This window comes from Georgenia sp. AZ-5, from assembly GCF_043952095.1.
Taxonomy (GTDB): domain Bacteria; phylum Actinomycetota; class Actinomycetes; order Actinomycetales; family Actinomycetaceae; genus Georgenia.
The window spans coordinates 3,417,967-3,439,881 of sequence record NZ_JBINOU010000001.1; the positions used below are offsets into that span (position 1 = coordinate 3,417,967).

Here is a 21,915-nt window from a genome sequence, read left to right on the forward strand (position 1 = left end):
CATGCTGCGTCCGTTCCTCATGATCGGTGTGGGCGGCTCGGGCGGGAAGACGCTCCGGGTCGTCCGCGACGAGCTGCTGCGGCGCATGGAGCAGCTCGGCTGGCAGGACGATCTGCCGGCCGCCTGGCAGTTCGTCCACATCGACGTGCCGACCCAGGCCGACGGCAACGACCCCGACCTGCCGCCGCAGCTGCCGCCCGGGAGCTACCACGGCCTGGTCAAGACCGGGCTGACGTACCGGCACATCGACGCCGCCCTGGCCGGCACCGGGCGCACCGCCGTCGCCGAGGCGATGGGCACCTGGCGCCCCGACCCCGGGAAGGTCAACATCCCGGCGAGCAAGGGCGCCGGCCAGTACCGGGCGCTCGGGCGGGTGATCACGCTCGCCGGCCTGCAGGAGGTCCGCGACGCCGTCGCCGCCGCGCGCCGGGCGCTGACGGGCGCGGAGGTCGTCAGCGAGCTGCAGGGCGCCACCCGGCTGCTCGGGGGCGCGCCCGCGGCCGCGGCGCCGGACCCGGTGGTGCTCGTCGTGTGCTCCGTGGCGGGCGGCACCGGCGCGGGTGCGGTCATCGACGTGTGCGACGCCGTCCGCGCGCTCGGGGACCCCTGGGCCTCGGAGAGCATCGGCCTGCTCTACTCCCCCGACGTGTTCGACTACCTTCCCGAGGAGCAGCGCCGCGGCGTGCGGCCCAACTCCCTGGCGACCCTCGGCGAGCTGCTGGCCGGGTACTGGAACACCGACGGCCCGGGCGAGGAGACGTCCAGCCTGCTGGCGGCGCACGGCATCCAGCTCGGCGCGGTGAACCGGCTCGGTCCCCGGTACCCCTTCCTCGTCGGCAGCCGCAACGAGCAGGTCTCCTTCGGCACCCAGAACGACGTCTACCGTGCCATGGGCCGCTCGATCGCATCGTGGGTCACCAGCGAGACCTTGCAGGACCGCCTGACCGCCACGGTCCAGGGCAACTGGTCCGCCGTCGCGCAGTCGGTCACCGACCACCTGCCCGTCCACGCCGCCGGCACCGAGACCCCGTTCACCGCGCTCGGCTCGGCGCGCGTGGGGCTGGGCCGCGACCGGTTCCGCGACTACGCGGCCGAGCACCTCGCACGCGCCGCCGTCGAGCGCGTGCTGCGCCGCCACGAGGAGCTGCGGCTGCCCGGCGACGAGCGCATCCCGCGACGGCTCGTCGCGGACGTGGCCCAGGACGTCTTCGGGGCCTTCCTCGCCGCCTCCGGCCTGAGCGACCGGGGCGAGGACCGCCACGACGTCCTCGACGGGCTGCGGCCGGAGAACCAGGCGGCGCTCGCCCGGAGCCTGGCCGACGCGCTGCACCGGCGGGTCGTGGAGGGGATCGGCGACAAGGGGCTCTCCGCCGTCGAGGTCCGCCACCGGATCCTCACCGAGTGCGCCGCCAGGGAGCCCGCCTTCCGCGACGCGCTCCGGCTGGCGCGGCAGGCGCGCGGCCGGGAGTGGGTGGCCGAGATCCAGGAGCACCTGAGCGACCGCACCGCCCGGTTCCTCGCCGCCCACGGCGGGCCCGTCACCGCCGGGGTGCTGGCGATGCTCGCGACCGAGCTGCAGGCCACCCGCGAGGAGCTGCGCGAGGAGGCGGCGCGCCACCACCGGTGGGCGCTGGGGCTGGACCAGGCGGTCGCGCAGGAGGTCGAGCAGGGCGGCTCCACCCTGGCCGCCACCTCGCCGGCCATCGTGGCCGGCGTGCGCCGCGCCGTCGACGTGCTGGTCGTCCAGGACGAGGCGGAGCTGCGGGAGATGGCCGCGACCCTGCTGCCCGACCTCGTCGCCAACCTGCTCGAGCCGCTGCGCGCGGCCGTCGAGCGGGCCACCGCCGCGCTGGCGCATGAGGAGGGCTCGCCGGTGGACGGGCGCCCCTCCCCCATCGCCCTGTGGCCGGTGGGCGACGCCGTCCCGCAGCGGCTGCACGCCGCCCCCAACGAGTTCCTCCTCGAGCCGACGAGCCGGTACCCGCAGATCCTGACCGAGCTCGTCGCCCGCACCGTGGAGGCCGCAGAGCCGGGCGGCGCGGTGCGCGGGGCGGTGAGCCAGCTCCTGCTGGACACCGACGACGTCGAGCGCGGCGCCCAGCACCTGATCCGCCGGCAGACGGCGTGGTTCCCGCGCGACCACGGCCTGCAGACGGGGATCCTCGCCGCGCCCTCCCGGGCCTCCTTCGAGGTGGCCACGTCCGCCGGCGCGCTGCTCGACCGGGCGCGGCGCTGGCTCGGCCGCGAGGGCACCGCCGTCGGGCGCTACCTCGGCGAGGGCCTGCGCGACCACCTCGACCCCGCCCGGGCGGAGCCCCGCGAGCACGCCCGGCGCCTGGCGGCCTTCGAGGGAGGGCTGATCTCCGCGCTGGACGCCTCGGCGCCGCTGGTGAAGATCAACCCCGGCGCGCTGGTGCAGGTCCACGACGTGCACTCCGCGCAGCACGCGCTGTCGTTCAGCGAGATCCCGCTGCCGGAGCGCTCGCCGGGGCGGGAGGTCGTGCGCCGGGTGCTGCAGAGCCGCGGGCAGTGGTCCGCGGAGGTGGCGGCGGCCCTCGGGGAGGGCACGGAGGCGTCGGTGGACATCTTCAGCGTCCTCGCCACGCCGTACGAGCCGGTCGTGTTCGACTCGCTGATGCGGCCCATCGCCAGCGAGTGGGGCGCGCGCAGCACCACCCCGGACAACCGCGCCGAGTTCTGGCGGTGGCGGCGCGCCCGGTCGCTGACGGAGTCGCTGCCGATCTCCCCGGCCATCCGCCGTGCGATGGTCCGTGGCTGGTTCACGGCCCGGCTGCTCGACCAGGTGCGACTCGGCGACCGCAGCGCCCAGATCTGGGTGCCGGACGAGGCGGGCGGCGGCGGCAGCTTCCGGTCCTTCCCCGCCCCGATGCTGGCGACCGACGCCGTGCACAGCCGCGAGGTCCTTCCCGTGGTCCTGCAGTCGATCCTGCTGGCGCTGGTGGAGGTCAACACCCGGGCGAGCCGGGAGCCGCTGGCCCCGTACGCGCGGCTGCGCGACCTCGGCCGGTCCGGCCGGGGCGGGGGCTACGAGGTGTACGAGAACCCGGCCACCGAGCTGCGCGCGTGGATCACGGCCGGGGACGAGGCCGCGGTCTCGGGCCGGCAGGAGGAGGCGGAGGACCACCTGGACCGGCTGCACGCCAACTACTCGCGGTTCTTCGCCGGCGTGGAGGCGCGCACGGACGTGTTCGACGTGCCGCTGTCCTACGACCTGCGCCTGGACATCCTCGCGGCCCTGACCGACCTCCGGCGCGCGGTGGCGCACATCGAGGAGGACACCGAGGACCGCTGGTGAGCGCCGACCTGTCGGTCCTCGTCGTCGGTGGGGAGCCCGGCGCGGCGCTGCGGACCCTCGCCGAGGGCTGGACGGCCGCGGGTCTGCTGCGCGAGTCGGTGTGGGTGCGCGCCGAGGACGTCGTGACCGGCGACGGTCCGGCGCGGGCACCGGCACGCCTCGTCGGACCAGGCGACGACGCCCGGGACGCCGACCTCCTCGAGCTCGTCGGGGCCGCGCGCCGGGACCTGGTGCGCGTGGTCGCGGTCCAGCAGGTCACCCGCGGCTGGTCGCCGCCGGCCGCGTTCCTCGGGCGCGCCCGCGTGGTCGCCGACCTGCTGGAGGCCGCCGTGCCGCTGCCGCCGCGGGGCACGCGGGTGCACCGCGTCAACCTTCTCGTCGGCGAGAGCGGCGCGACGGGCCTGCGGACCGAGCACCTCCTGCCGGGCTGGGACGTCACGGGCGTCGTCGCCGCGGAGGACCGGCCCGACCTGGACCGCGCGAGCGTCTTCGTGCGGGAGCCCGGCAACTTCACCGGCCACGGCCTTGCCGCGGTCGCCGCCGTGGCGGCGCTGTGGGCCGGCGTGCCCGGCGGCGCGCTCGACGAGGGGGACGCCACCACGGCCGACGGCGACCTCGTGGTGCTGCGCGCCTCGGTGCGCGCGATCCTCGGGCCGGACGCGGTCGAGGAGGTCGTGCGTGACACCGTCGAGCTCGTGTCCGGCCCCGACGGCGCCGCCGCCGTGCTGCCCTGGGCGCGCCCGGCCGCGGACCCCGCCGCGGCGAGCACCCGTGCGGCACGGTTCCTCCTGGGCCGCGGAGACCTGCTCCCAGCGGCCTGGCCGACCCTCCCCGAGCCGCAGCGGCGCGTCCGGGGGCTGCGCGCCGCCGTGGTGGACGCCGTCCGGTTCGACGTCCGGATGGTGCGGGTCGGCGCCGAGTGGCTGGGCCGAGCCCTGCGGCGGGCTGTGGAGAACGTGGCGACACTGGTGCTGGTCGGGCGGGACAGCGACACGCTCGTCCGTACCCGGCCGCGGAGGGACGACTCGCTGTTCGACGTGACGCGCCTGCTCACCGAGACTGAGCGGGTCGGACCAGCCCGGGCCGGGCCGACGGCGGAGGACGCCGTGGCCCCCCGGCCGCAGACGTGGCAGGACCTGCGGCGGGTGTGCTTCGCGCTCGCCGACGGCGGTGAGCTGCCCGCGGGGCTCGCCGCACCCGAGCGGGCGGGCGTGCGCGAGCTCCTGCCGCCGTGGGCGCTCGCGCCCGGGCCGGCCAGCGGTCGGCGGGCCACGCGCGACGGGGGCCGCGGGGAGGCGGACGGGGCCGCGGCTCAGGCCCAAGCCCGCGCCCCGGCCCCTGAGGAAGAGCCGGCCGCGGCGGCCGAGACCTCGGCGCAGCCGGCGGACGCGGTGGACGCCCCCGGCGGCGCCGTCGACGGGAGCTCCGAGGGAGCACCGGCCGGGGCGAGCGCCGCCGAGCCGCTGACGGCCCAGCTGGTGGACGCGGTGGACGAGCAGGCCCGGGCGCTCGATGTGCTCGCCGACCAGTCCGGCCTTCCCCGGAGCGACGTCTCGGAGCGCGCGGAACGCCGGCTCAAGCGGCGCTGGGTCGTCGCGGTCGTCGCGTTCGTCCTCGCCGCGGTCCTCACCGCCGTGTACGCGGTGGGAGCGCCGTCCGCCGAGGGCATCGCCCGGGCCGTGACCATGACGGTCCTGCTCCCGCTAGGATTCGTCCTGCTGGCGAACCACGCCTACTACCGCTCGGTGCGGCGGCGTGAGTGGAAGGTGGCACGGGAGGCGGAGGAACGAGGCTGGCGCGCGGAGTCGGGGTCCGTCGTCCGCCGCGAGCGCGCCCGGCTCGAGCTGCTCCGCGAGGCGCTGCTCGACTGGTGCGAGGTCGTCTCCTGGCTCCTGCACCGCCCGTGGGCACCTCTGGACGTGCCGCCGGTCCGGCTCCCGGAGGACGTGCTGAGCACCCTGCCGGCCGCCGTCGCCCTGGGGGTCGGCCGGGCCGTGGACGACCAGGCACGGCACGACGCCGCTCGGGCTGCCGCCGCCGTGCTGTGCCGCCCCGGATGGGTCACGGAGAGCTTCGACGCCCTCGTGGCGCATCTGGGTGAGGGCTCCGACCTCCGGACCGACGGTTACCTGGCCGCCGACCTGGACGTGCGCGGTGGGCCGCCGGGGCAGCGCGGCCGGCTGCTGGAGACGGTCAGGAGCGGGGCGGCGGCCACGCTGGCCACCGCGGCCGCCGTCGCCGACGTCCGCCGGGCGGTGGAGGAGGGACGGCTGCGCCTGCCCGAGCGCCGGGTCGACCGCCTCGGCCGGCTGGGCCCGCCGGGTCAGCCCGTCAGCGAGAGCGAGTTCCTCAGGACCATGGTGCAGGAGCCGACGCCCTTCGCCCTGGACCAGTGGAGCCCCCGAGGGCTGCAGCGGGCGCGGCACCTGCCGACGACCGCGCTGGTGTGGCTCCCGGGCACGGGCACCGAGCCGTCGGGCTCCGTGTCGGCCGTGACGGCGACCGGCGCTCGCCCGACGGTCAGGTGGGCAACGGGCCAGGTGGCGCTGCGCGTCGACATCTCGCGGCGTGCGGAGCCAGGAGACCTGCTGCTCTTCGCCCCCGTGCCCACGGCGCAGGCACGGGAACGGGCACCGGAGACGACAGCCCGGCCCGACCTCGTCGAGTGGTAGCCGCCACGCCCACGGCGGGTCAGCGCGCCGGCGGGCCGCCGTCAGAGTCTTTCCGTCGTCGAGCGGCGGCGCCGATCACAGCTGCGGCGGTCAGCGCGCCAGCCTGCCGCCGTCAGAGTCTTTCCGTCGTCGAGCGGCGGCGCCGATCACGGCTGCTGCGGGTCAGCGCGCCAGCGTGCCGCCGTACCAGTCCTCGATGAGGGCGAGGGCGATGGAGGAGCGCATCGGGAGCAGCACGGTGCCGGCAGCGACCGCCACGGCCAGCTCCTCGCGGGTGAAGAACCGTGCGTCGGTGATCTCCACGCCGTCCACCGTGACCTCCGTGCTTGCGTCATCCGCCACGCGCGCGCGAAAGCCGAGCATGAGGGAGGCGGGGAAGGGCCAGGGCTGGGAGCCCTTGAACTCCACGGCGCCGACGGCGATACCCGCCTCCTCGGCGACCTCGCGGCGCACCGCCGTCTCCACCGACTCCCCCGGCTCGACGTAGCCGGCGAGCGTGGAGAACCGGTTCTCCGGCCAGTGCGCGGCGTGACCGAGGAGGATCCGGTCGTGGGCGTCGGTGACGGCCATGATCACGGCGGGGTCGGTGCGCGGGTAGTGCAGCGAGTGGTCCGCGGTGCACCGGCGCACCCAGCCGACGTCGATGACCTCGGTGATCTCCCCGCACCGCGGGCAGCGGGGGTTGCGCGCGTGCCAGGCGGAGAGCGCGACGGCGGTCGTCGCCAGGCCTGCGTCCCTGTCGGCCAGCGCGTCCCCGACGTCGCGCAGGTGGGCGAACGTCAGTCTCTCGACGAAGTTGACCAGCGCCGCGTCCTCGTGGATGGGGACGCCATCGAGGTCCCGTTCCTCGCCGAGAGTCCCGGGCAGGGTGAGGGCGAGGTAGGCGCCGCCGTCGTCCCGGCCGAGGTACGCCAGGTGCTGCGGGTCCCACGGTGCCCCGGCGATCTCGGCGGGCGCACGCAGGTCCAGCACGCCGTCGCCGGCGACCGCGACCAGGCCGTGGCGCACGAGCAGGACCTTGGTGCGGGGGTCGTCGACGAGCGCCTCGACGAACCCCGGCTGGGCGCGGGCGGCTGCATCGGGATCGACGGTGGACCTGGCGAGCGGGAGCTGTGTCTGCACGGTCCTCACCGTAGGGCGTGCTGGGCACCGGGCGGCTGCCGGGGCAGCGTGCGCACCGGGCGGGTGCCGGGGCAGCGTGCGCACCGGGCGGCTGCCGGGGCAGCGTGCGCGGCGGGCGCCGTCGCAGGGAAGCCGCCCCGAAGCCTGGTGAGGCGCGTCAGGTTTCAACCTGTGACGGCGCGCCGGCGCGCTCTACCCTCCCAGGCAAGGGCGGGCATCCCGCAGAGGAACGGACCATGGCACCGTACGAGGCTCACCTCGATCCAGACCTGGATTGCGCGCTGAGTCTCGTGCTCTCTATATGGATCGACATCCGCCTGGCGCCGTGAGGGGGCATGGGAGTCCGGATGGACGAGCAGGTACGCGCGTGGGTCGAGGGGTACGTGCGGGCGTGGAACTCCAACGACCCGTCGGACATCGGCGGGCTGTTCACGGATGACGCCGTCTACCTGACCGAGCCGTACGCCGAGCCATGGCGTGGCCGCCAGGCCATCGTCGACGGCTGGCTCGAGCACCGGGACGAGCCTGGGCAGACGACGTTCGAGTGGCGTCCGCTCGTGGTGGCGCACGGTCTCGCCGTCGTCCAGGGCCGGACCGGGTACCACGTCGGGGACCGCCCGATCTACCGCAACCTGTGGGTGTTCCGACTCGACGATGACGGTCGGTGCTCGGAGTTCACCGAGTGGTGGATGCGGGAGCCGGACGGTCGCGGTGCCATCGGTGACTCAGCGCAGCAGCCCGAGGGCGAGCCGACGCAGCACGACGGCGAGCCGGCGTAACGGACGTAGCAGCCCGAGGGCGAGCCGACATAGCCGGCACACGAGCCGAACGGAGTCCCCGCGCGTCACGCCGCCACGGAGGCGACGGCGGAGCCGTCCTGCCGGAAGAACTCCCACCGACCCTCCCGCCGCTCGATGCTGATGGAGTGGGCGTGGACGTAGTCGTGGTGGAACCAGCACAACAGGATGCCGAGCCGGAGGTTGGTCGACCCGAACTGCGCCCACCAGTAGAGGCTGTGGTGGATCTCCCCCTCGCCCGGCGGGGCATTGCAGTTCGGGTACTGACATCTCTTGTCCCGGGCGACGATGGCGCGGGTCTGCGCGGCGGAGAAGAGCCGCTCCTCGCGTCCGAGGTCCAGGACTTCCGAGTCGGGCCCGAAGACCACCCGATGCATGTGGCTGCTGCAGGCGAGCCGTGCCAGGAGTGACGGTGCGAGCGGGGAACCGTCGTCGTACGTCGCCGGCTCGACGTCGCTGAGGGCCGAGGCGTCGACATCAACGCTGATGATCGACTCGGCATCGGCCAGCCCGCACGTGCAGGTCTCGGGATGGTCGGCGGCGTCGTCGTGGGAGGCCTGCCCGCCGACGCCGCCGGTGCCAGCCAGCTTCAGCGGTAACCCGAACGCGGCCCCCGGGTAGTCGCCGGTGAGCCGGCACCCGGGGCGGTGCGCCGGGGCCGAAGCGGCAACCAGACGCTGGAGCGTCTCGAAGGGGACCATGACGGCGAGATGGGGGCGAATCCGCGATCCGGGACGCAGCGTCCCCGAGTCGAGCGCGAGCTGTGCCAGCGCCACGAGCGCGTTGGCCCGCCGCTGCGCCGGTGTGCGGGTATCCGTCCTGGACGGCGTCCCCATGCGGGCCGAGAGGGCCGTCATGATGAGCTTCCCGCTGGTCCTGGACAGCCAACCACCCGGCACATAGCCATCCGTGGTCTCGGCCAGGTAGAACTCCTCGCGGGTGCTGTCCTCCTTGTAGGCCCGGTCCGCAGCCTCCGGATCCGCCCGGAGGCCCCACTGCTGGAGCGCGAGGGCGAAGTCCCCCGCGTCCAGCCTCTTGGCATGCTGCAGGAGGAAGGCCTCGCCGACCTCCCCGTCGCGCAGACGCTCGCGTCGCACGTCCGTGTCGGTCGTCAGTCTCACCATGGCGCTCGCGTGGTCGACACTGATCTGCCCCCTGGCGAGTGCGGTCGCCGTCGCCGGGAGGTGGTCGCGGAGCGCACGCGCCTGCCGCACCTCGCGGGCGGCGCTCGCGTGCTGCTTGCCCGAACGCGCCCGGTACCACGCGGCCATGGACCGTGCGCCGCCCAGCGCCCACAGGCCGTCCGCCTCGATGGTCGCCAGCGTGCGCGCGGTCAGTGCCTCGGTCCGCCGTCGTACCTGCTCCAGGGTGTCAAGCGCGTCCATCACGGCGGCGCCCGCCACGTCGTGCAGGTCGATCTCCTGCAGCGCGTCGAGGGACTCGATGATGCTGGCCAGCCCTTGGGCGAGGAAGGTGGCTGGCGTCGCGGACTGCGACATTGCGACCACCTCCCCCGCGAGAAGTCCTTTCCCATAAACTATCGAACATGCGTTCGATAGCGCAAGGGATTTCACCCTGTGAATTCAAGTTGTGGAAATGTGGACATAGAATGGCACCAGGCCCTTCTGCGAACGCTCTCATGCCATCAAATCCACAGGCACTCGCGAACGCTCTCATGCCATCTGATCCACAGCCACCTGCCGACACACGGGACGCGGAGGGGACGGCGGGTACGGGGACGCCCCCGGCACACCGACGCGGGCGCGGGATCCGGGCGCGCCCCAGCTACAGGGCCGGACGGCTATCTCAGCCGACCGGCATCCCCAGCGGCGAGGCCTTGGCGGTCGGGATGCCGGCTGGCGATCACCGCTGGCGACCTCCGGCTCAACGGCACTGATCGACGCGCCATCAAGTCCCAACAATGCGGTGGGCAACCGCATGATGCCAAAACGCTAAGCGCTCGCCCTCGAAAGCTCCGGAACGCAAGGCCAATTACCGACAATCAAGCCCCGAAAAGGCCCCCCGACCGTGCCTGCAATCGCGGGCCTCGCGGCCGGCTTCCGTCTGCGGGGCAACCCGGCCGCACGCGCCAGAGCAGAGCGACCGGCGTTATTGCCGGTCAGGCGGGCAGCGCAGCTCCCCGTCGCGCGCGGACGATGGTCGACTGGCCGAGCACCCGCGTGCCGGAGTACACCACCAGCGACTGCCCGGGCGCGATGCCGCGCAGCGGGGTCGCGAGCCGGGCCTCCAGACCCGCGCCGACGCCCGCCCCCAGACCGCCGTCACCCAGCGATGCACGGCTCCGACCGTCACGGCGCACCCGGGCAGGCACCGGATCCCCGTGGGCACGCACCTGGACCTCGGCGTCGACCCACTCTCCCGCCGGCACGTCGTCCGCCAGCCAGACGGTCTGGTCCGCGAGGAGATCGTCCACGCTGAGCAGCTCGGAGGGACCGACCACGACCTGGTTCGCCTGCGGTCGAACCTCCAGCACGTAGCGCGGCCGCCCGTCCGGCGCAGGGTGCGTCAGGCCGAGGCCCTTGCGCTGCCCGACCGTGTAGGCATACGCGCCGTCGTGCTCCCCCAGCACGCGCCCGTCGGCGTCGACGACATCACCGGGCCGCGAGCCCAGCCGGTCGCGCAGGAAGCCCTGGGTGTCGCCGTCGGCCACGAAGCAGATGTCGTAGGAGTCGGGCTTGTTCGACACGGACAGCCCGCGCGCCGCGGCCTCCGCACGCACCGCCTCCTTCGAGGGGGCGTCGCCGAGCGGGAAGAGGGCCCGCTCGAGCCGGTCGCCGCCCATGACGGCGAGGACGTATGACTGGTCCTTGACCGTGTCCGCGGCCCGGTGCAGCTCGCGCCGCGCGCCGCCGGTGCCGTCGGGGACGTCGACGATGCGGGCGTAGTGCCCAGTCGCGACCGCGTCGAAACCGAGGGCGATGCCCCGGTCCAGCAGGGCGGAGAACTTGATGTGCTCGTTGCACCGCACGCAGGGGTTGGGGGTGCGCCCGGCGGCGTACTCGGACAGGAAGTCCGCCACCACCGTGTCCTCGAACTCCTCGGACAGGTCCCAAACGTAGTACGGGATGCCGAGCACGTCGGCCGCGCGGCGCGCGTCGCCGGCGTCCTCGATGGAGCAGCACCCGCGCGAGCCGTTGCGGTGCTGGGCGCGCGAGCGGCTCAGCGCCATGTGGACGCCGACGACGTCGTGGCCGACGTCGACGGCTCGGGCGGCGGCGACGGCGGAGTCGACGCCGCCGGAGAGGGCGGCCAGGACACGCATCAGACGGGACTCCTTCGAACGGGGGCGGTGGCCGACGCGCCGCCGGCGGCGAAGCCGGCAGCCCAGCCGGCGGCGGCACCGGGCCGGGTCCGCCGCCCGACGTGCGCGCGGCGCGTGGCGTGGGCCCGCCGGGCGTTCTCCACGACACCGGGCAGGGCCGCGGCCGCCGCGTCGACGTCCGCCGGGGTGGTGGTGCGGCCGAGCGAGAACCGCAGCGCAGAGCGTGCCTGCTCCTCGTCGCGGCCCATGGCGAGCAGCACGTGGGAGGCCTCCTGCACACCCGCCTGGCACGCCGAGCCGGACGAGGCCGAGATCCCTGCCATGTCCAGGCCGAACAGCAGTGCGTCGGCGTCGGCACCGTCCACGGTGAGGTGCGCGACGCCCGGCAGCCGGGCGCCGTCGTCCGCCGGGCCGGTGAGGCGTACGCCGGGCACCGCCAGGGCGGCGGCCACGAGCCGGTCGCGCAGCGCCCGCAGCCGCGCCGCCTCCTGCTGCTGCTCGGCGACGGCGAGACCCACCGCGAGCGCGAGGGCGCGCGCCCCGGCGACCGCGAGCGTGCCGGACCGCACGCCGCGTTCCTGCCCGCCGCCGTGCTCGACCGGCGTCAGGACCAGCTCCCGCCGGGCGAGGAGTGCGCCCGTGCCGACCGGGGCCCCGAGCTTGTGCCCGGAGAGGCTCATCGCGTCCAGGCCGCTGGCGGCGAAGTCCACGGGCACGTGGCCGACCGCCTGCACCGCGTCGGAGTGCACCGGCGCCCCGGCGGCGTGCGCGAGGGCGACCACGCGCTCGAGCGGCTGCAGGGCGCCCGTCTCGTTGTTCGCCCACATCACGCTGACGACGGCCGTCGCCTGGCCACGGACGGCCAGGTGCTCCTCGAGGGCGGCGACGTCGAGGACGCCGTCACCACCGACGGCAAGGAGGTCCAGCCCGGCCCCGTCGTGCCGGGCGAGCCACGTCGCGGCCTCGAGGACGGCGTGGTGCTCGACGGCGGAGACGGCCAGCCGGGTGCGCTCCGGATCCGCCGCCCGGCGGGCCCAGAACGCCCCCTTGACCGCGAGGTTGTCCGCCTCGGTCCCGCCCGAGGTGAACAGCACCTCGGCGGGCTGGGCGCCGAGCGCCTCGGCGAGGTGCTCACGGGCCTCCTCCAGGCGGCGCCGGGCGTCGCGCCCGTGGGTGTGGAGGGAGGAAGGGTTGCCCAGCCGGGTGAGCTCCTCGGCGTACGCCGCGGCGACCTCGGGGCGCACCGGCGTGGTGGCCGCGTGGTCGAGGTAGTGCCGGGTGCCGCTCACGGTCGTCCAGTGTAGATAGCGGGACGGCGGCACCGTCGAGGATTGCTGTCCGGCAGCGGACATCCCCGTGCCGGGGGGCGGGCGCCGTGGGCGGGAGGCACGGGCGAGCTGAGCCGGGATGCGCCTGCGGGGGTTGCGTTCCTGGCACGCCACGGGCGCGGCTCCGGCCGCCGCGTGACAGGCCGACGGCGCGGGTGGACGATCGGGTGGTCCATCACACCCTTGCCGGCCGCCGCGGCCGGCGCACGAGAGGACCAGACCATGGCCCACAGGATCGGGTACTTCGTCGGCAGCCTGTCCAGCACCTCGATCAACCGCACCCTGGCCAACGCGCTGATCAAGCTGGCCCCGGACACCCTCGAGTTCACGGAGATCCCCATCGACGGCCTGCCGCTGTACAGCCAGGACTACGACGCGGACTACCCGCCGGAGGGCCGGGCCCTCAAGGAGGCGATCGACGCCTCCGACGGCATCCTCTTCGTCTCGCCCGAGTACAACCGGTCGATCCCCGGCCCGCTGAAGAACGCCATCGACTGGGGCTCGCGCCCCTGGGGGACGAACTCGTTCGCGCGCAAGCCGACCGGGATCATCGGTGCCTCCCCCGGTGGCATCGGCACCGCGGTGATGCAGTCCTCCATGCGCAGCGTGCTGAGCTTCCTCGACGCGCCCCAGCTCAACGCGCCGGAGGCCTACATCAATTTCGACCCGGACGCCTACGGCGAGGACGGCGAGGTCAAGGACGAACGTACGGCGGGGTTCTTGCGGCACTACATGGACGAGTACGCGGCGTTCGTCCAGCGGGTCCTGGACGCCAACGCGCAGGGGCACATCGGCGACGACGACCCCGAGTCCCGCAAGTGACGCCAGGGCGCCGGCGATGGCGTCACCGCCGGCCCCGCGCCTCGCACCTCAGCCCTTCAGGCGGCGCAGCTCGGCGATCGCCTGGGGCAGCACCTCGGTGACGTCACCGACGATCCCGAGGTCGGCCATCTCGAAGATGGGCGCCTCGGGGTCGTTGTTGATCGCGACGACGACCTCGGCGGCCTGCATGCCCGCCGTGTGGTGGATGGCCCCGCTCACGCCCGCGCCGATGTAGAGCCGGGGCGCGATGGTCACGCCCGTCTGCCCGATCTGCGCCGAGTGGTCGATCCAGCCCTCGTCGGTCGCCACGCGGGTGGCGCCGACGGCGGCGCCGATCTCCTCGGCCAGCTCCTCCACCAGGGAGAAGTCGCCCTCGACGCCGCGCCCGCCCACGACGACGGCCTTCGCCTCGGACAGCGGCGCGCGGCCGCGGGGGTGCTCCGTGCGCGAGACCACCCGCACCGCGCGGGCGGCGGAGGAGAGATCCACGGGCACGTCCACGACCGCGGGCGTGGCGGCGTCGTCGTCGGCGACGGCCTCCACCGAGGTGGGCTTGACGGCGATGATGGGCAGCCCGCGGGTGACGGCGCACGTGGTGGCCCAGGTGCCCTGCAGCACCGTCTTGGCCACCGCGAGCGTCCCGTCGTCGGTGACCTCCACGCCGGTGGCGTCGACGACGGCGCCGGACGCCAGCGCCACGGCCAGGCGGGCGGCGCGCTCCTTGCCGGCGAAGCCGGAGACGAGCAGCACGGCGGCCGGGTCGGTGCGCTCGACGACGGCGAGCACGGCCTCGGCGGCGACGGCCGCGACGTCAGCGGAGAGCCCGCCCAGCCCGGGGACGTACACCTCCTGCGCGCCGTACCGGCCGAGCGCCGCCAGGTCCGGCTCGGGCGTGAGCGCGACGGCGGCGACGGCCCCGTCGGTGAGCGTCCGGGCGAGGGTGAGGACCTCGGCCGAGGGTGCGGTCAGGGCGCCGCCTGAGTGGTCGACGACGACGAGCACGGTCTTGTCCAGCCCAGTCATGTTCTCTCCTGCCCTCAGACGAGCTTGTTCTCGACCAGGAATGCGGCCAGCCGCGCGCCGGCGTCGCCCGAGTCGGTGATGATGCGGCCCTGCTCCCGGGCGGGACGCGGCTCGGCGGCCAGGACCCGGGTGCCGGCGCCGGCGGCGCCCACCTCCGGGCCGCCGTCCGCCTCGGCGCCGGTGGAGGCCAGCGCGAGGTCGTCGAGGTCCCAGATGGTCACCGGCTTCTTCTTCGCGGCCATGATCGCCTTGAAGTTGGGGTAGCGCGGCTCGTTGGCCTGGTCGGTCACGGACAGCACGGCGGGCAGCTCGGCGGCGAGCACCTCGTCGGCGTCGCCGACCGTCCGGGTGATGGTCAGCGTGCGGCCCTCGAGCGCGACGGCGCCGGCCAGGGTCAGCTGCGGAAGCTCGAGGTTCGCCGCGAGCGCCGCCGGCAGCATCGCCGTCAGGCCGTCCATGGACGCCATGCCGGTGACGACGAGGTCCACGGGGGTTCCCTCGGCGAGCTTGCGCACCGCGGCGGCGAGCACCCGGGCGGTGCCGAGCACGTCGGAGCCGGCGGCCCGCTCGTCGACGACGTGGACGCCGGCGTCGGCGCCCATCTGCAGGGCCCGGCGCACCGCGTCGACGGCGTCGTCGGGACCCATCGTCAGCGCGACGACCTCGCCGTCCGTCTGCTCGGCCAGGGTGAGCGCCGCCTCGACGGCGTTCTCGTCGAGCTCGTTGAGCACGTCGTCCTCACCGCGCACGAGGCGACCGTCCGGCCCGAGCGAGCGCTCGGCCTGCAGGTCGGGGACATGCTTGACGCACACGACGATCCTCATGGGACCAAGCCTGCCACCTGGCCCCGGCGCGGCGGGAATCGGGAGACGGCGGTCCTGGTCACCCGCACGTGTCCTCGCTCGCGGTCTCGCACGCCCCCGGGCGCCGCGTGCGGGCCCTAAGTCCCCTCACGGCGGGCCGGCCCCGGCGCGTCGTCGGCCGCTACGCCAGCCTGAAGTCCGAGGCGAGGCGGACGCGCGCCGCCCACTCCGCTCCCGCACTCGCCCCGGCGACGCCACTGCCGGCCGGGTGATGTTGAATGGCGAGGTGACCGTGACCCGCACGCGAACGCCGCTGCCACCACCCGGCAGGCCGGGCGCCGCCGGGGCGCCGTACGTCGACGTCGCGGCACCGCTCGTGGCCGACGGCGCCGCGAACCCCCGGCGCCTGGGGGCGCACCTCGTCGGGGACGGCGTCGACGTCGCGGTCCACGCCACCCGCGCGCACCGGGTCGACGTGTGCCTGCTCAACGTCGCCGCGGACGGCGCCCTGACCGAGCGGCGCTACCGCCTCCAGGGACCGGTCGACGGCATCTGGCACGGCCACGTCCCCGGCGTCCGCGCCGGCCAGCGCTACGGCTTCCGCGTGCACGGCCACTGGGACCCGAGCGCGGGGCTGCTCCACAACCCGGCCAAGCTCCTGCTCGACCCCTACGCGCGGGCCCTGACCGGGCAGGTCACCGTCGCCCCACCCATCTACGCCCACGCGGTGGACGACGCCCTCGTCCCGGTCGACGGCGGGTCCCGGGACGGCACCGACTCGGCCCCCTTCGTGGCGCACGGCGTGGTCGTCGACGCCGGGTTCGACGGCGCCGTGCCCTCCCCCGCATCCCGTGGGACCGGACGGTGCTCTACGAGGCCCACGTGCGCGGCCTGACGATGAACCTGCGGGGCGTGCCGCCCGAGCTGCGCGGCACCTACGCCGGGCTCGCGCACCCCGCCACCATCGCCCACCTCAAGCGCCTCGGCGTGACGACGGTCGAGCTCCTGCCCATCCACGCCAGCCTCGCCGAGCCCTGGCTCACCCGGAAGGGGCTGGGCAACTACTGGGGCTACAACACCCTGGGGTTCTTCGCCCCCGAGCCGCGGTACGCCACCCGCGCCGCCCGCGAGGCCGGGCCGCAGGCCGTGCTGGCCGAGGTCAAGGGGATGGTGGCGCTGCTGCACGCCGCTGGGCTGGAGGTCGTGCTCGACGTCGTCTACAACCACACCTGCGAGGGCGGCGCGGACGGGCCCTCGCTGAGCCTGCGCGGCCTGGACAACACCGGCTACTACCTCCACGACGGCGCCCGGCCCGCCGCTCTGGTCGACGTCACCGGGTGCGGCAACTCCCTGGACTTCCGCCGCACCCGGGTGGTGCAGCTGGCGCTGGACTCCCTGCGGTACTGGGCCGGCGAGGTGGGCGTGGACGGCTTCCGGTTCGACCTCGCCGTCACGCTCGGGCGCAACGGCGCCGACTTCACGCCCTACCACCCGTTCTTCGTGGCGATGACCACGGACCCGCTGCTCGGCTCCGCCAAGCTCATCGCCGAGCCGTGGGACCTCGGGCCGGGCGGGTGGCGGACCGGCCAGTTCCCGGCCCCCACGGCCGACTGGAACGACAGGTTCCGGGGCGCCGTCCGGACCTTCTGGCTGGCCGACGCCGGCGCGCAGGCCAAGGGCCACACCGGCCGCGACCTGCGCGAGCTCGCCACCCGCATGTCCGGCTCCGCGGACCTGTTCGGGCTCGGGGAGGTGCCCGGCGGGCGCGGCCCGCTCGGGTCGGTCAACTTCGTCACCGCCCACGACGGCTTCACCCTCGCGGACCTGGTCGCCTACGACCACAAGCACAACGCCGCGAACCTCGAGGACAACCGCGACGGCTCGGACGACAACCGCTCCTGGAACCACGGCCTCGAGGGGCCGGTGCGGCGCGACTCCCCCTTCGCCGTCGTGCTCCCGCTGCGGCGCCGCTCCATGCGCAACCTCCTGGGGACGTTGCTGGTCTCGGCCGGTGTGCCGATGATCACGGCGGGCGACGAGATCGGCCGCACCCAGCGGGGCAACAACAACGCCTACTGCCAGGACAACGAGATCAGCTGGGTGGACTGGGAGACCGAGCCCTGGCAGCGGGACCTGCTCGCCACGGCCGCCTACCTGCTCGACCTGCGGCGCGATCACCCCGTGCTGCGACCCGCGCGCTTCGCGTCGGGACGCCCGGCGCCCGGCGACGACGTCGCGGACCTGGCGTGGTTCGACGCCCGCGGCGAGGCCATGACCGCCCAGCTGTGGCACGACCCGCACAACCGGGTGCTCCAGATGCTCCGCTCCGGCCGGCCCGGCGCCGACGCCCTCGTGCTGCTCAACGGTTCCCTGGACCTGCAGGAGGTCACGCTCGTGAAGGGGCGCGGCGCGGACTACGAGCTGGTGTGGGACTCCGCGTGGGAGCGCCCGGGGCAGCACCGCGCCGACTCCGACGCCGAGCCGATGAGCCTGCTCGCCTCGCCGGGCGAGACGGTCGAGCTGGAGTCGCTGAGCATGCGGGTCTACCTCACCCGCCGCTGAGCCCGGCCGCCGGACGGCCCGGGCTCCCGCGGCGGCGGGGACTAGTGTTGGCCCGTGCCAATTTCCCGCCTGTGGTGGCCGTCCTGAGCGACGGCCCCCTTGGCGCACCCCACACCGGCCGTCCCCTGCGCGGCGGCCGACGAGGCACCCACGCAGCACGGCCCCCGACCGACGAGGACACGCATGACCACCGAGCAGACCTCCCCCGTCCGCGAGGACGACGCCGACCTGACGGAGTCCACCACCGACGCCTCCCTCGAGCGCACCCGCAGGCGCAGCGCCGAGATCGAGCGGGAGATCGCCGCCGACCCGACCCGATTCCGGGTCCTGACCGGGGACCGGCCGACCGGCAACCTGCACCTGGGCCACTACTTCGGCAGCCTGCTCAACCGCGTGCGCATCCAGGACGCCGGCGTGGAGACCTTCGTGCTCGTCGCCGACTACCAGGTCATCACCGACCGCGACGGCGTGGGCCCGGTGCGCGAGCGGGTGCTCTCCCTCGTGGCGGACTACCTCGCCCTGGGCATCGACCCGAACCGCTCCACGATCTTCACCCACTCCGCGGTCCCCGCCCTCAACCAGCTCATGCTGCCGTTCCTCAGCGTCGTCACCGACGCCGAGCTGCGCCGCAACCCCACGGTGAAGTCCGAGCTGGAGGCCACCGGGGACCGGCCCATGTCCGGCCTCATGCTCACCTACCCGGTCCACCAGGCGGCGGACATCCTGTTCTGCAAGGCCAACCTCGTCCCCGTCGGCAAGGACCAGCTGCCGCACCTCGAGCAGGCCCGGGTGATCGCCCGCCGCTTCGACGAGCGCTACGGCCGGGCCGGCGACGGCGCACAGCCGGTCTTCCCGCGCCCGGAGGCGCTGCTCTCGGAGGCCGCGAACGTGCTGGGCACCGACGGGCAGAAGATGAGCAAGTCCCGCGGGAACGCGATCGAGCTCGGCATGGACGCGGACACGACCGCGAAGCTGATCAAGCGCGCCGTGACCGACGCCGACCGCCACATCACCTACGACCCGGACCTCCGGCCGGAGGTCTCGAACCTCGTGCTCATCACCGCCCTCGCGACGGGCCGGCAGCCGCAGGCTGTTGCCGAGGAGCTCGGCGACGGCGGCGGCGCCGCCCTGAAGAAGGCCGCCACTGAGGCCGTCAACGAGATGCTGGCGCCGCTGCGCGCGCGCCGCGCCGAGCTCGCCGCGGACCCGGCGTACCTGCTGGGCGTGCTGCGCACCGGCAACGACCGCGCCAACGCGGTGGCCGAGGCGACCCTCGCCGAGGTGCGTGAGGCCATGCAGATGATCTACTGACGCGCCGGCCGGCGGCCGGCGTCCGCCAGCCGCCGGCACGCACGACTCCATCGCCTGACAGGGAACATCGCCTGACCGAGCACGACCGGGCCCCGGCTCCCCGCTGTTGCGGGGGCCGGGGCCCGGTCGTGTGCTCGCCGGTGAGTGCCGCGTTCGTCAGTGCGCGGCCGCGGCCACGAGCCCCAGCTCGGTGTACGCCGCGAGGTCCCCGTGCGCCGGCACCACCCGGACGGCGTACCCGAAGGGCCCCGTCCGCTCCAGCTCCCGCGAGCCCGTGAACGCGTAGCGGCCGCCCTCGAGCTCCTGCGCCTGCGTCAGCTCGTGCACCTCGATGTCGGTGAGCTCGTCCTCCTCGTCCGGGCGGCCGGAGACCACCTGGACCTGGACGTCCTCGGGCTTCAGCCGCCCGAGCGAGACGTAGGCGGTGATCGAGATGCGGTCGCCGAGCTGGACGACCTCGGCCACGCCGTCGGACTCGACGTGGTCGACCCGCACGGTCGGCCACGCCTCGCGGACGGCGGACTTCCACTCCGCCAGCGCCCGGGCGCCGTCGTGCCCCGCGACGCCGTCGAGCGCGCGGCCGCTGGCCGCCGTCGGCGTGTACAGCCGCGCGACGTAGTCGCGGACCATCCGCGTCGCCTGCACCTTCGGGCCGAGCGTGGCCAGGGTGTGCCGGACCATCTCCATCCAATGGCGCGGGATGCCGTCGGCGTCGCGGTCGTAGAACCGCGGCACCACGGTGGTCTCGAGCAGCTCGTAGAGCGCCGCCGCCTCGAGCTGGTCGCGGGTGGCCGGGTCCTCCACGCCGTCGGCGGTGGGGATGGCCCAGCCGTTGCGGCCGTCGTACCACTCGTCCCACCAGCCGTCGAGGATGGAGAGGTTGAGGGCGCCGTTGAGGGCGCACTTCATGCCGGACGTGCCCGAGGCCTCGAGCGGACGCAGCGGGTTGTTCAGCCACACGTCGCAGCCCGGCATGAGCGTCTGGGCCATCGCGATGTCGTAGTTCGGCAGGAACACGATCCGCTCGCGCACGCCCGCCTGGTCGGCGAACTGCACGAGCCGCTGGATGAGGCCGATGCCCTGCTCGTCGTCGGGGTGGGACTTGCCGGCCACGACGATCTGGATGGGTCGCTCGGGGTCGGTGAGCAGCCTGGCGAGGCGCTCGGGGTCCGAGAGCATCAGGGTCAGGCGCTTGTACGTGGGCACCCGGCGGGCGAAGCCGATCGTCAGCACGTCGGGGTCGAGCACCTCGTCGGTCCAGCCCAGCTCGGCCGGGGAGGCGCCTCGCTGCAGCCAGGACTTGCGCACGCGGCGGCGCGCCTCCTTCACCAGCTTGGTGCGCAGCTTGCGGCGCATCTGCCACAGCTCGGCGTCGGAGACGCCCCCCTCCTCGGGGGTGAGCCGCCAGCCCTCGCCCGAGCGCAGCTGCTCGGGCGTGAGGTGGCTCTCCGCCATCTCGGCGAAGGCGGGGTCGGTCCACGTCGGGCCGTGGACGCCGTTGGTGACCGAGGTGATCGGCACCTCCGTGACGTCGAACCCGGGCCACAGCTGGTGGAACATGCCGCGCGAGACCTTCCCGTGCAGCTTGGCCACCCCGTTGGCGCGCTTGGCGGCGCGCAGGCCGAGGATCGCCATGTTGAAGACGGCGGGGTTGCCGCCCTCGTAGTCCTCGGCGCCGAGCGCGAGCACCTTCTGCAGCGGGATGCCGGAGAGCTCCGAGCCGCCGCCGAAGTACTCGGAGATCAGCTCGGTGCTGTAGCGGCTGATGCCGGCGGGCACGGGGGTGTGCGTGGTGAAGACCGTGCCGGCCTTCACCGCCTCCAGGGCGGTCTCGAAGCTGACGCCCTCGGCCTCGATGATCTCCCGGATGCGCTCGACGGCGAGGAAGCCGGCGTGGCCCTCGTTGCAGTGGTAGACCTCCGGCCGGGGGCCGCCGGCGAGCCGGGCGTAGACCCGCAGGGCCTTGACGCCGCCCATGCCGAGCAGCAGCTCCTGCTGGAGCCGGTGGTCCGGCGAGCCGCCGTAGAGGCGGTCGGTCACCCGGCGGGCGGCGTCGTCGTTCTCCAGGATGTTGGAGTCGAGGAGGAGCAGCGGGACGCGCCCGACCTGGGCGAGCCAGATCTGCGCGTGCAGGGTGCGCCCGGCGGGCAGCGGCAGCTGGACGCGGGCGGGCGTGCCGTCGGCCTCGCGCAGCAGGGTCAGCGGCAGGTTGTCCGGGTCGATGAGCGGGTAGGTCTCGTGCTGCCAGCCGTCCCGGGTCAGGGACTGCTTGAAGTACCCAGCGCCGTAGAGCAGCCCGACGCCGACGATCGGCACGCCGAGGTCCGAGGCGGACTTGAGGTGGTCGCCGGCGAGGATGCCGAGGCCGCCGGAGTACTGCGGCAGCACCGCGGTGATGCCGTACTCGGCGGAGAAGTAGGCGATGGCCGAGGGCTTGTCGGGCAGGTCGCACTCGTTCTGGTACCAGCGCGGCTCGGTCAGGTAGCGCTGCAGGTCCGCGTCGAGCTCGCGGATCTGCGCGACCAGGGCGCGGTCGTTGGCGAGCAGCTGGAGGCGCTTGGGGTCGAGGGAGCCCAGCAGGGCCACGGGGTCGCCGTGGACGGCCTCCCACAGCTGGGGGTCGAGCGAGGCGAACAGCTCGCGGGTCGGGGTGTGCCACGACCAACGCAGGTTCTGGGCGAGCGTGTCCAGCGGCGCCAGCGCCTCGGGAAGCACGGTGCGGACGGTGAAACGTCGGATGGCTCTCACCCGTCCGAGTGTAGACAGAAATCCTGAAACTCTTACAACCCAGTTGCAGGGTCGTTGCAGAGATCGCGACGGTCGTCAGGCGGCTGGTCGGCGCCCCTTGGACGTACGCCCTCGACGGCGCGAAGAAC

The 21,915-nt window shown here is 74.5% G+C and carries 14 protein-coding genes; 7 read left to right on the top strand and 7 right to left on the bottom strand.

The genetic code is table 11. From position 1 onward, the window contains the following. Position 1: 1 nt before the first annotated feature. Together ACF0H8_RS16005 and ACF0H8_RS16010 are read left to right on the top strand one after the other, a co-directional pair. Positions 2 to 3,316 (top strand): tubulin-like doman-containing protein, encoded by a 3,315-nt coding sequence (locus ACF0H8_RS16005; protein WP_395289880.1) that lies wholly within the window; start codon positions 2 to 4, stop codon positions 3,314 to 3,316. Next, positions 3,313 to 5,988 (top strand): hypothetical protein, encoded by a 2,676-nt coding sequence (locus tag ACF0H8_RS16010; protein ID WP_395289881.1) that lies wholly within the window; start codon positions 3,313 to 3,315, stop codon positions 5,986 to 5,988. Before ACF0H8_RS16005 ends, ACF0H8_RS16010 begins: the two co-directional genes overlap by 4 nt. Positions 5,989 to 6,150: 162 nt before the next feature. Here the strand turns inward: ACF0H8_RS16010 and nudC are convergent, their stop codons facing one another. Next, positions 6,151 to 7,110 (bottom strand): NAD(+) diphosphatase, encoded by a 960-nt coding sequence (nudC, locus tag ACF0H8_RS16015; protein WP_395289882.1) that lies wholly within the window; start codon positions 7,108 to 7,110, stop codon positions 6,151 to 6,153. A 347-nt stretch (positions 7,111 to 7,457) separates the two neighbouring features. Between nudC and ACF0H8_RS16020 the strand changes: the two genes are divergently transcribed. Next, positions 7,458 to 7,889, top strand: coding sequence for a YybH family protein (locus ACF0H8_RS16020; RefSeq protein WP_395289883.1), 432 nt, complete (start codon positions 7,458 to 7,460; stop codon positions 7,887 to 7,889). 65 nt (positions 7,890 to 7,954) lie between these two features. Here ACF0H8_RS16020 and ACF0H8_RS16025 read toward each other — a convergent pair whose 3' ends face one another. The 3 genes from ACF0H8_RS16025 to ACF0H8_RS16035 form a co-directional block, all read right to left on the bottom strand. Beyond that, on the bottom strand, positions 7,955 to 9,406 hold the full coding sequence (locus ACF0H8_RS16025) for a DUF222 domain-containing protein (protein WP_395289884.1): 1,452 nt from the start codon (positions 9,404 to 9,406) through the stop codon (positions 7,955 to 7,957). A gap of 620 nt (positions 9,407 to 10,026) precedes the next feature. Then, entirely contained in the window at positions 10,027 to 11,190 is a 1,164-nt protein-coding gene (gene mnmA, locus ACF0H8_RS16030; RefSeq protein ID WP_395289885.1) for a tRNA 2-thiouridine(34) synthase MnmA, read from the bottom strand. Next, positions 11,190 to 12,479 (bottom strand): cysteine desulfurase family protein, encoded by a 1,290-nt coding sequence (locus ACF0H8_RS16035; protein ID WP_395289886.1) that lies wholly within the window; start codon positions 12,477 to 12,479, stop codon positions 11,190 to 11,192. Before ACF0H8_RS16035 ends, mnmA begins: the two co-directional genes overlap by 1 nt. Positions 12,480 to 12,740: 261 nt before the next feature. Between ACF0H8_RS16035 and ACF0H8_RS16040 the strand changes: the two genes are divergently transcribed. After that, positions 12,741 to 13,340 carry an NADPH-dependent FMN reductase gene (locus ACF0H8_RS16040; RefSeq protein WP_395289887.1) on the top strand — a complete coding sequence of 200 codons (600 nt, stop codon included), beginning with the start codon at positions 12,741 to 12,743 and terminating at the stop codon, positions 13,338 to 13,340. Positions 13,341 to 13,388: 48 nt separating this feature from the next. Here ACF0H8_RS16040 and ACF0H8_RS16045 read toward each other — a convergent pair whose 3' ends face one another. Together ACF0H8_RS16045 and ACF0H8_RS16050 are read right to left on the bottom strand one after the other, a co-directional pair. Beyond that, positions 13,389 to 14,363, bottom strand: a complete 975-nt coding sequence (locus ACF0H8_RS16045) for an electron transfer flavoprotein subunit alpha/FixB family protein (protein WP_395289888.1) — start codon at positions 14,361 to 14,363, stop codon at positions 13,389 to 13,391. 14 nt (positions 14,364 to 14,377) lie between these two features. Continuing rightward, positions 14,378 to 15,187 carry an electron transfer flavoprotein subunit beta/FixA family protein gene (locus ACF0H8_RS16050; protein WP_395289889.1) on the bottom strand — a complete coding sequence of 270 codons (810 nt, stop codon included), beginning with the start codon at positions 15,185 to 15,187 and terminating at the stop codon, positions 14,378 to 14,380. A gap of 265 nt (positions 15,188 to 15,452) precedes the next feature. Here ACF0H8_RS16050 and ACF0H8_RS16055 point away from each other — a divergent pair, with 265 nt between their 5' ends. The 3 genes from ACF0H8_RS16055 to trpS all read left to right on the top strand — a co-directional run bounded on the left by ACF0H8_RS16055 (position 15,453) and on the right by trpS (position 19,039). Beyond that, the gene (locus ACF0H8_RS16055) at positions 15,453 to 16,061 is read left to right on the top strand and encodes a hypothetical protein (protein WP_395289890.1); all 609 of its coding nucleotides are present in this window, start codon (positions 15,453 to 15,455) and stop codon (positions 16,059 to 16,061) included. Further along, positions 16,031 to 17,728: a glycogen debranching protein GlgX gene (glgX, locus tag ACF0H8_RS16060; RefSeq protein WP_395289891.1), complete on the top strand. Its 1,698-nt coding sequence runs from the start codon at positions 16,031 to 16,033 to the stop codon at positions 17,726 to 17,728. The genes ACF0H8_RS16055 and glgX overlap by 31 nt, the downstream gene beginning before the upstream one ends. 183 nt (positions 17,729 to 17,911) lie before the next feature. Continuing rightward, entirely contained in the window at positions 17,912 to 19,039 is a 1,128-nt protein-coding gene (gene trpS / locus ACF0H8_RS16065; RefSeq protein WP_395289892.1) for a tryptophan--tRNA ligase, read from the top strand. A 156-nt stretch (positions 19,040 to 19,195) separates the two neighbouring features. On the opposite strand, the gene glgP is transcribed toward trpS, so the two are convergent. Beyond that, positions 19,196 to 21,787 (bottom strand): alpha-glucan family phosphorylase, encoded by a 2,592-nt coding sequence (gene glgP / locus ACF0H8_RS16070; RefSeq protein WP_395289893.1) that lies wholly within the window; start codon positions 21,785 to 21,787, stop codon positions 19,196 to 19,198. Between the last annotated feature and the right edge of the window lie 128 nt (positions 21,788 to 21,915).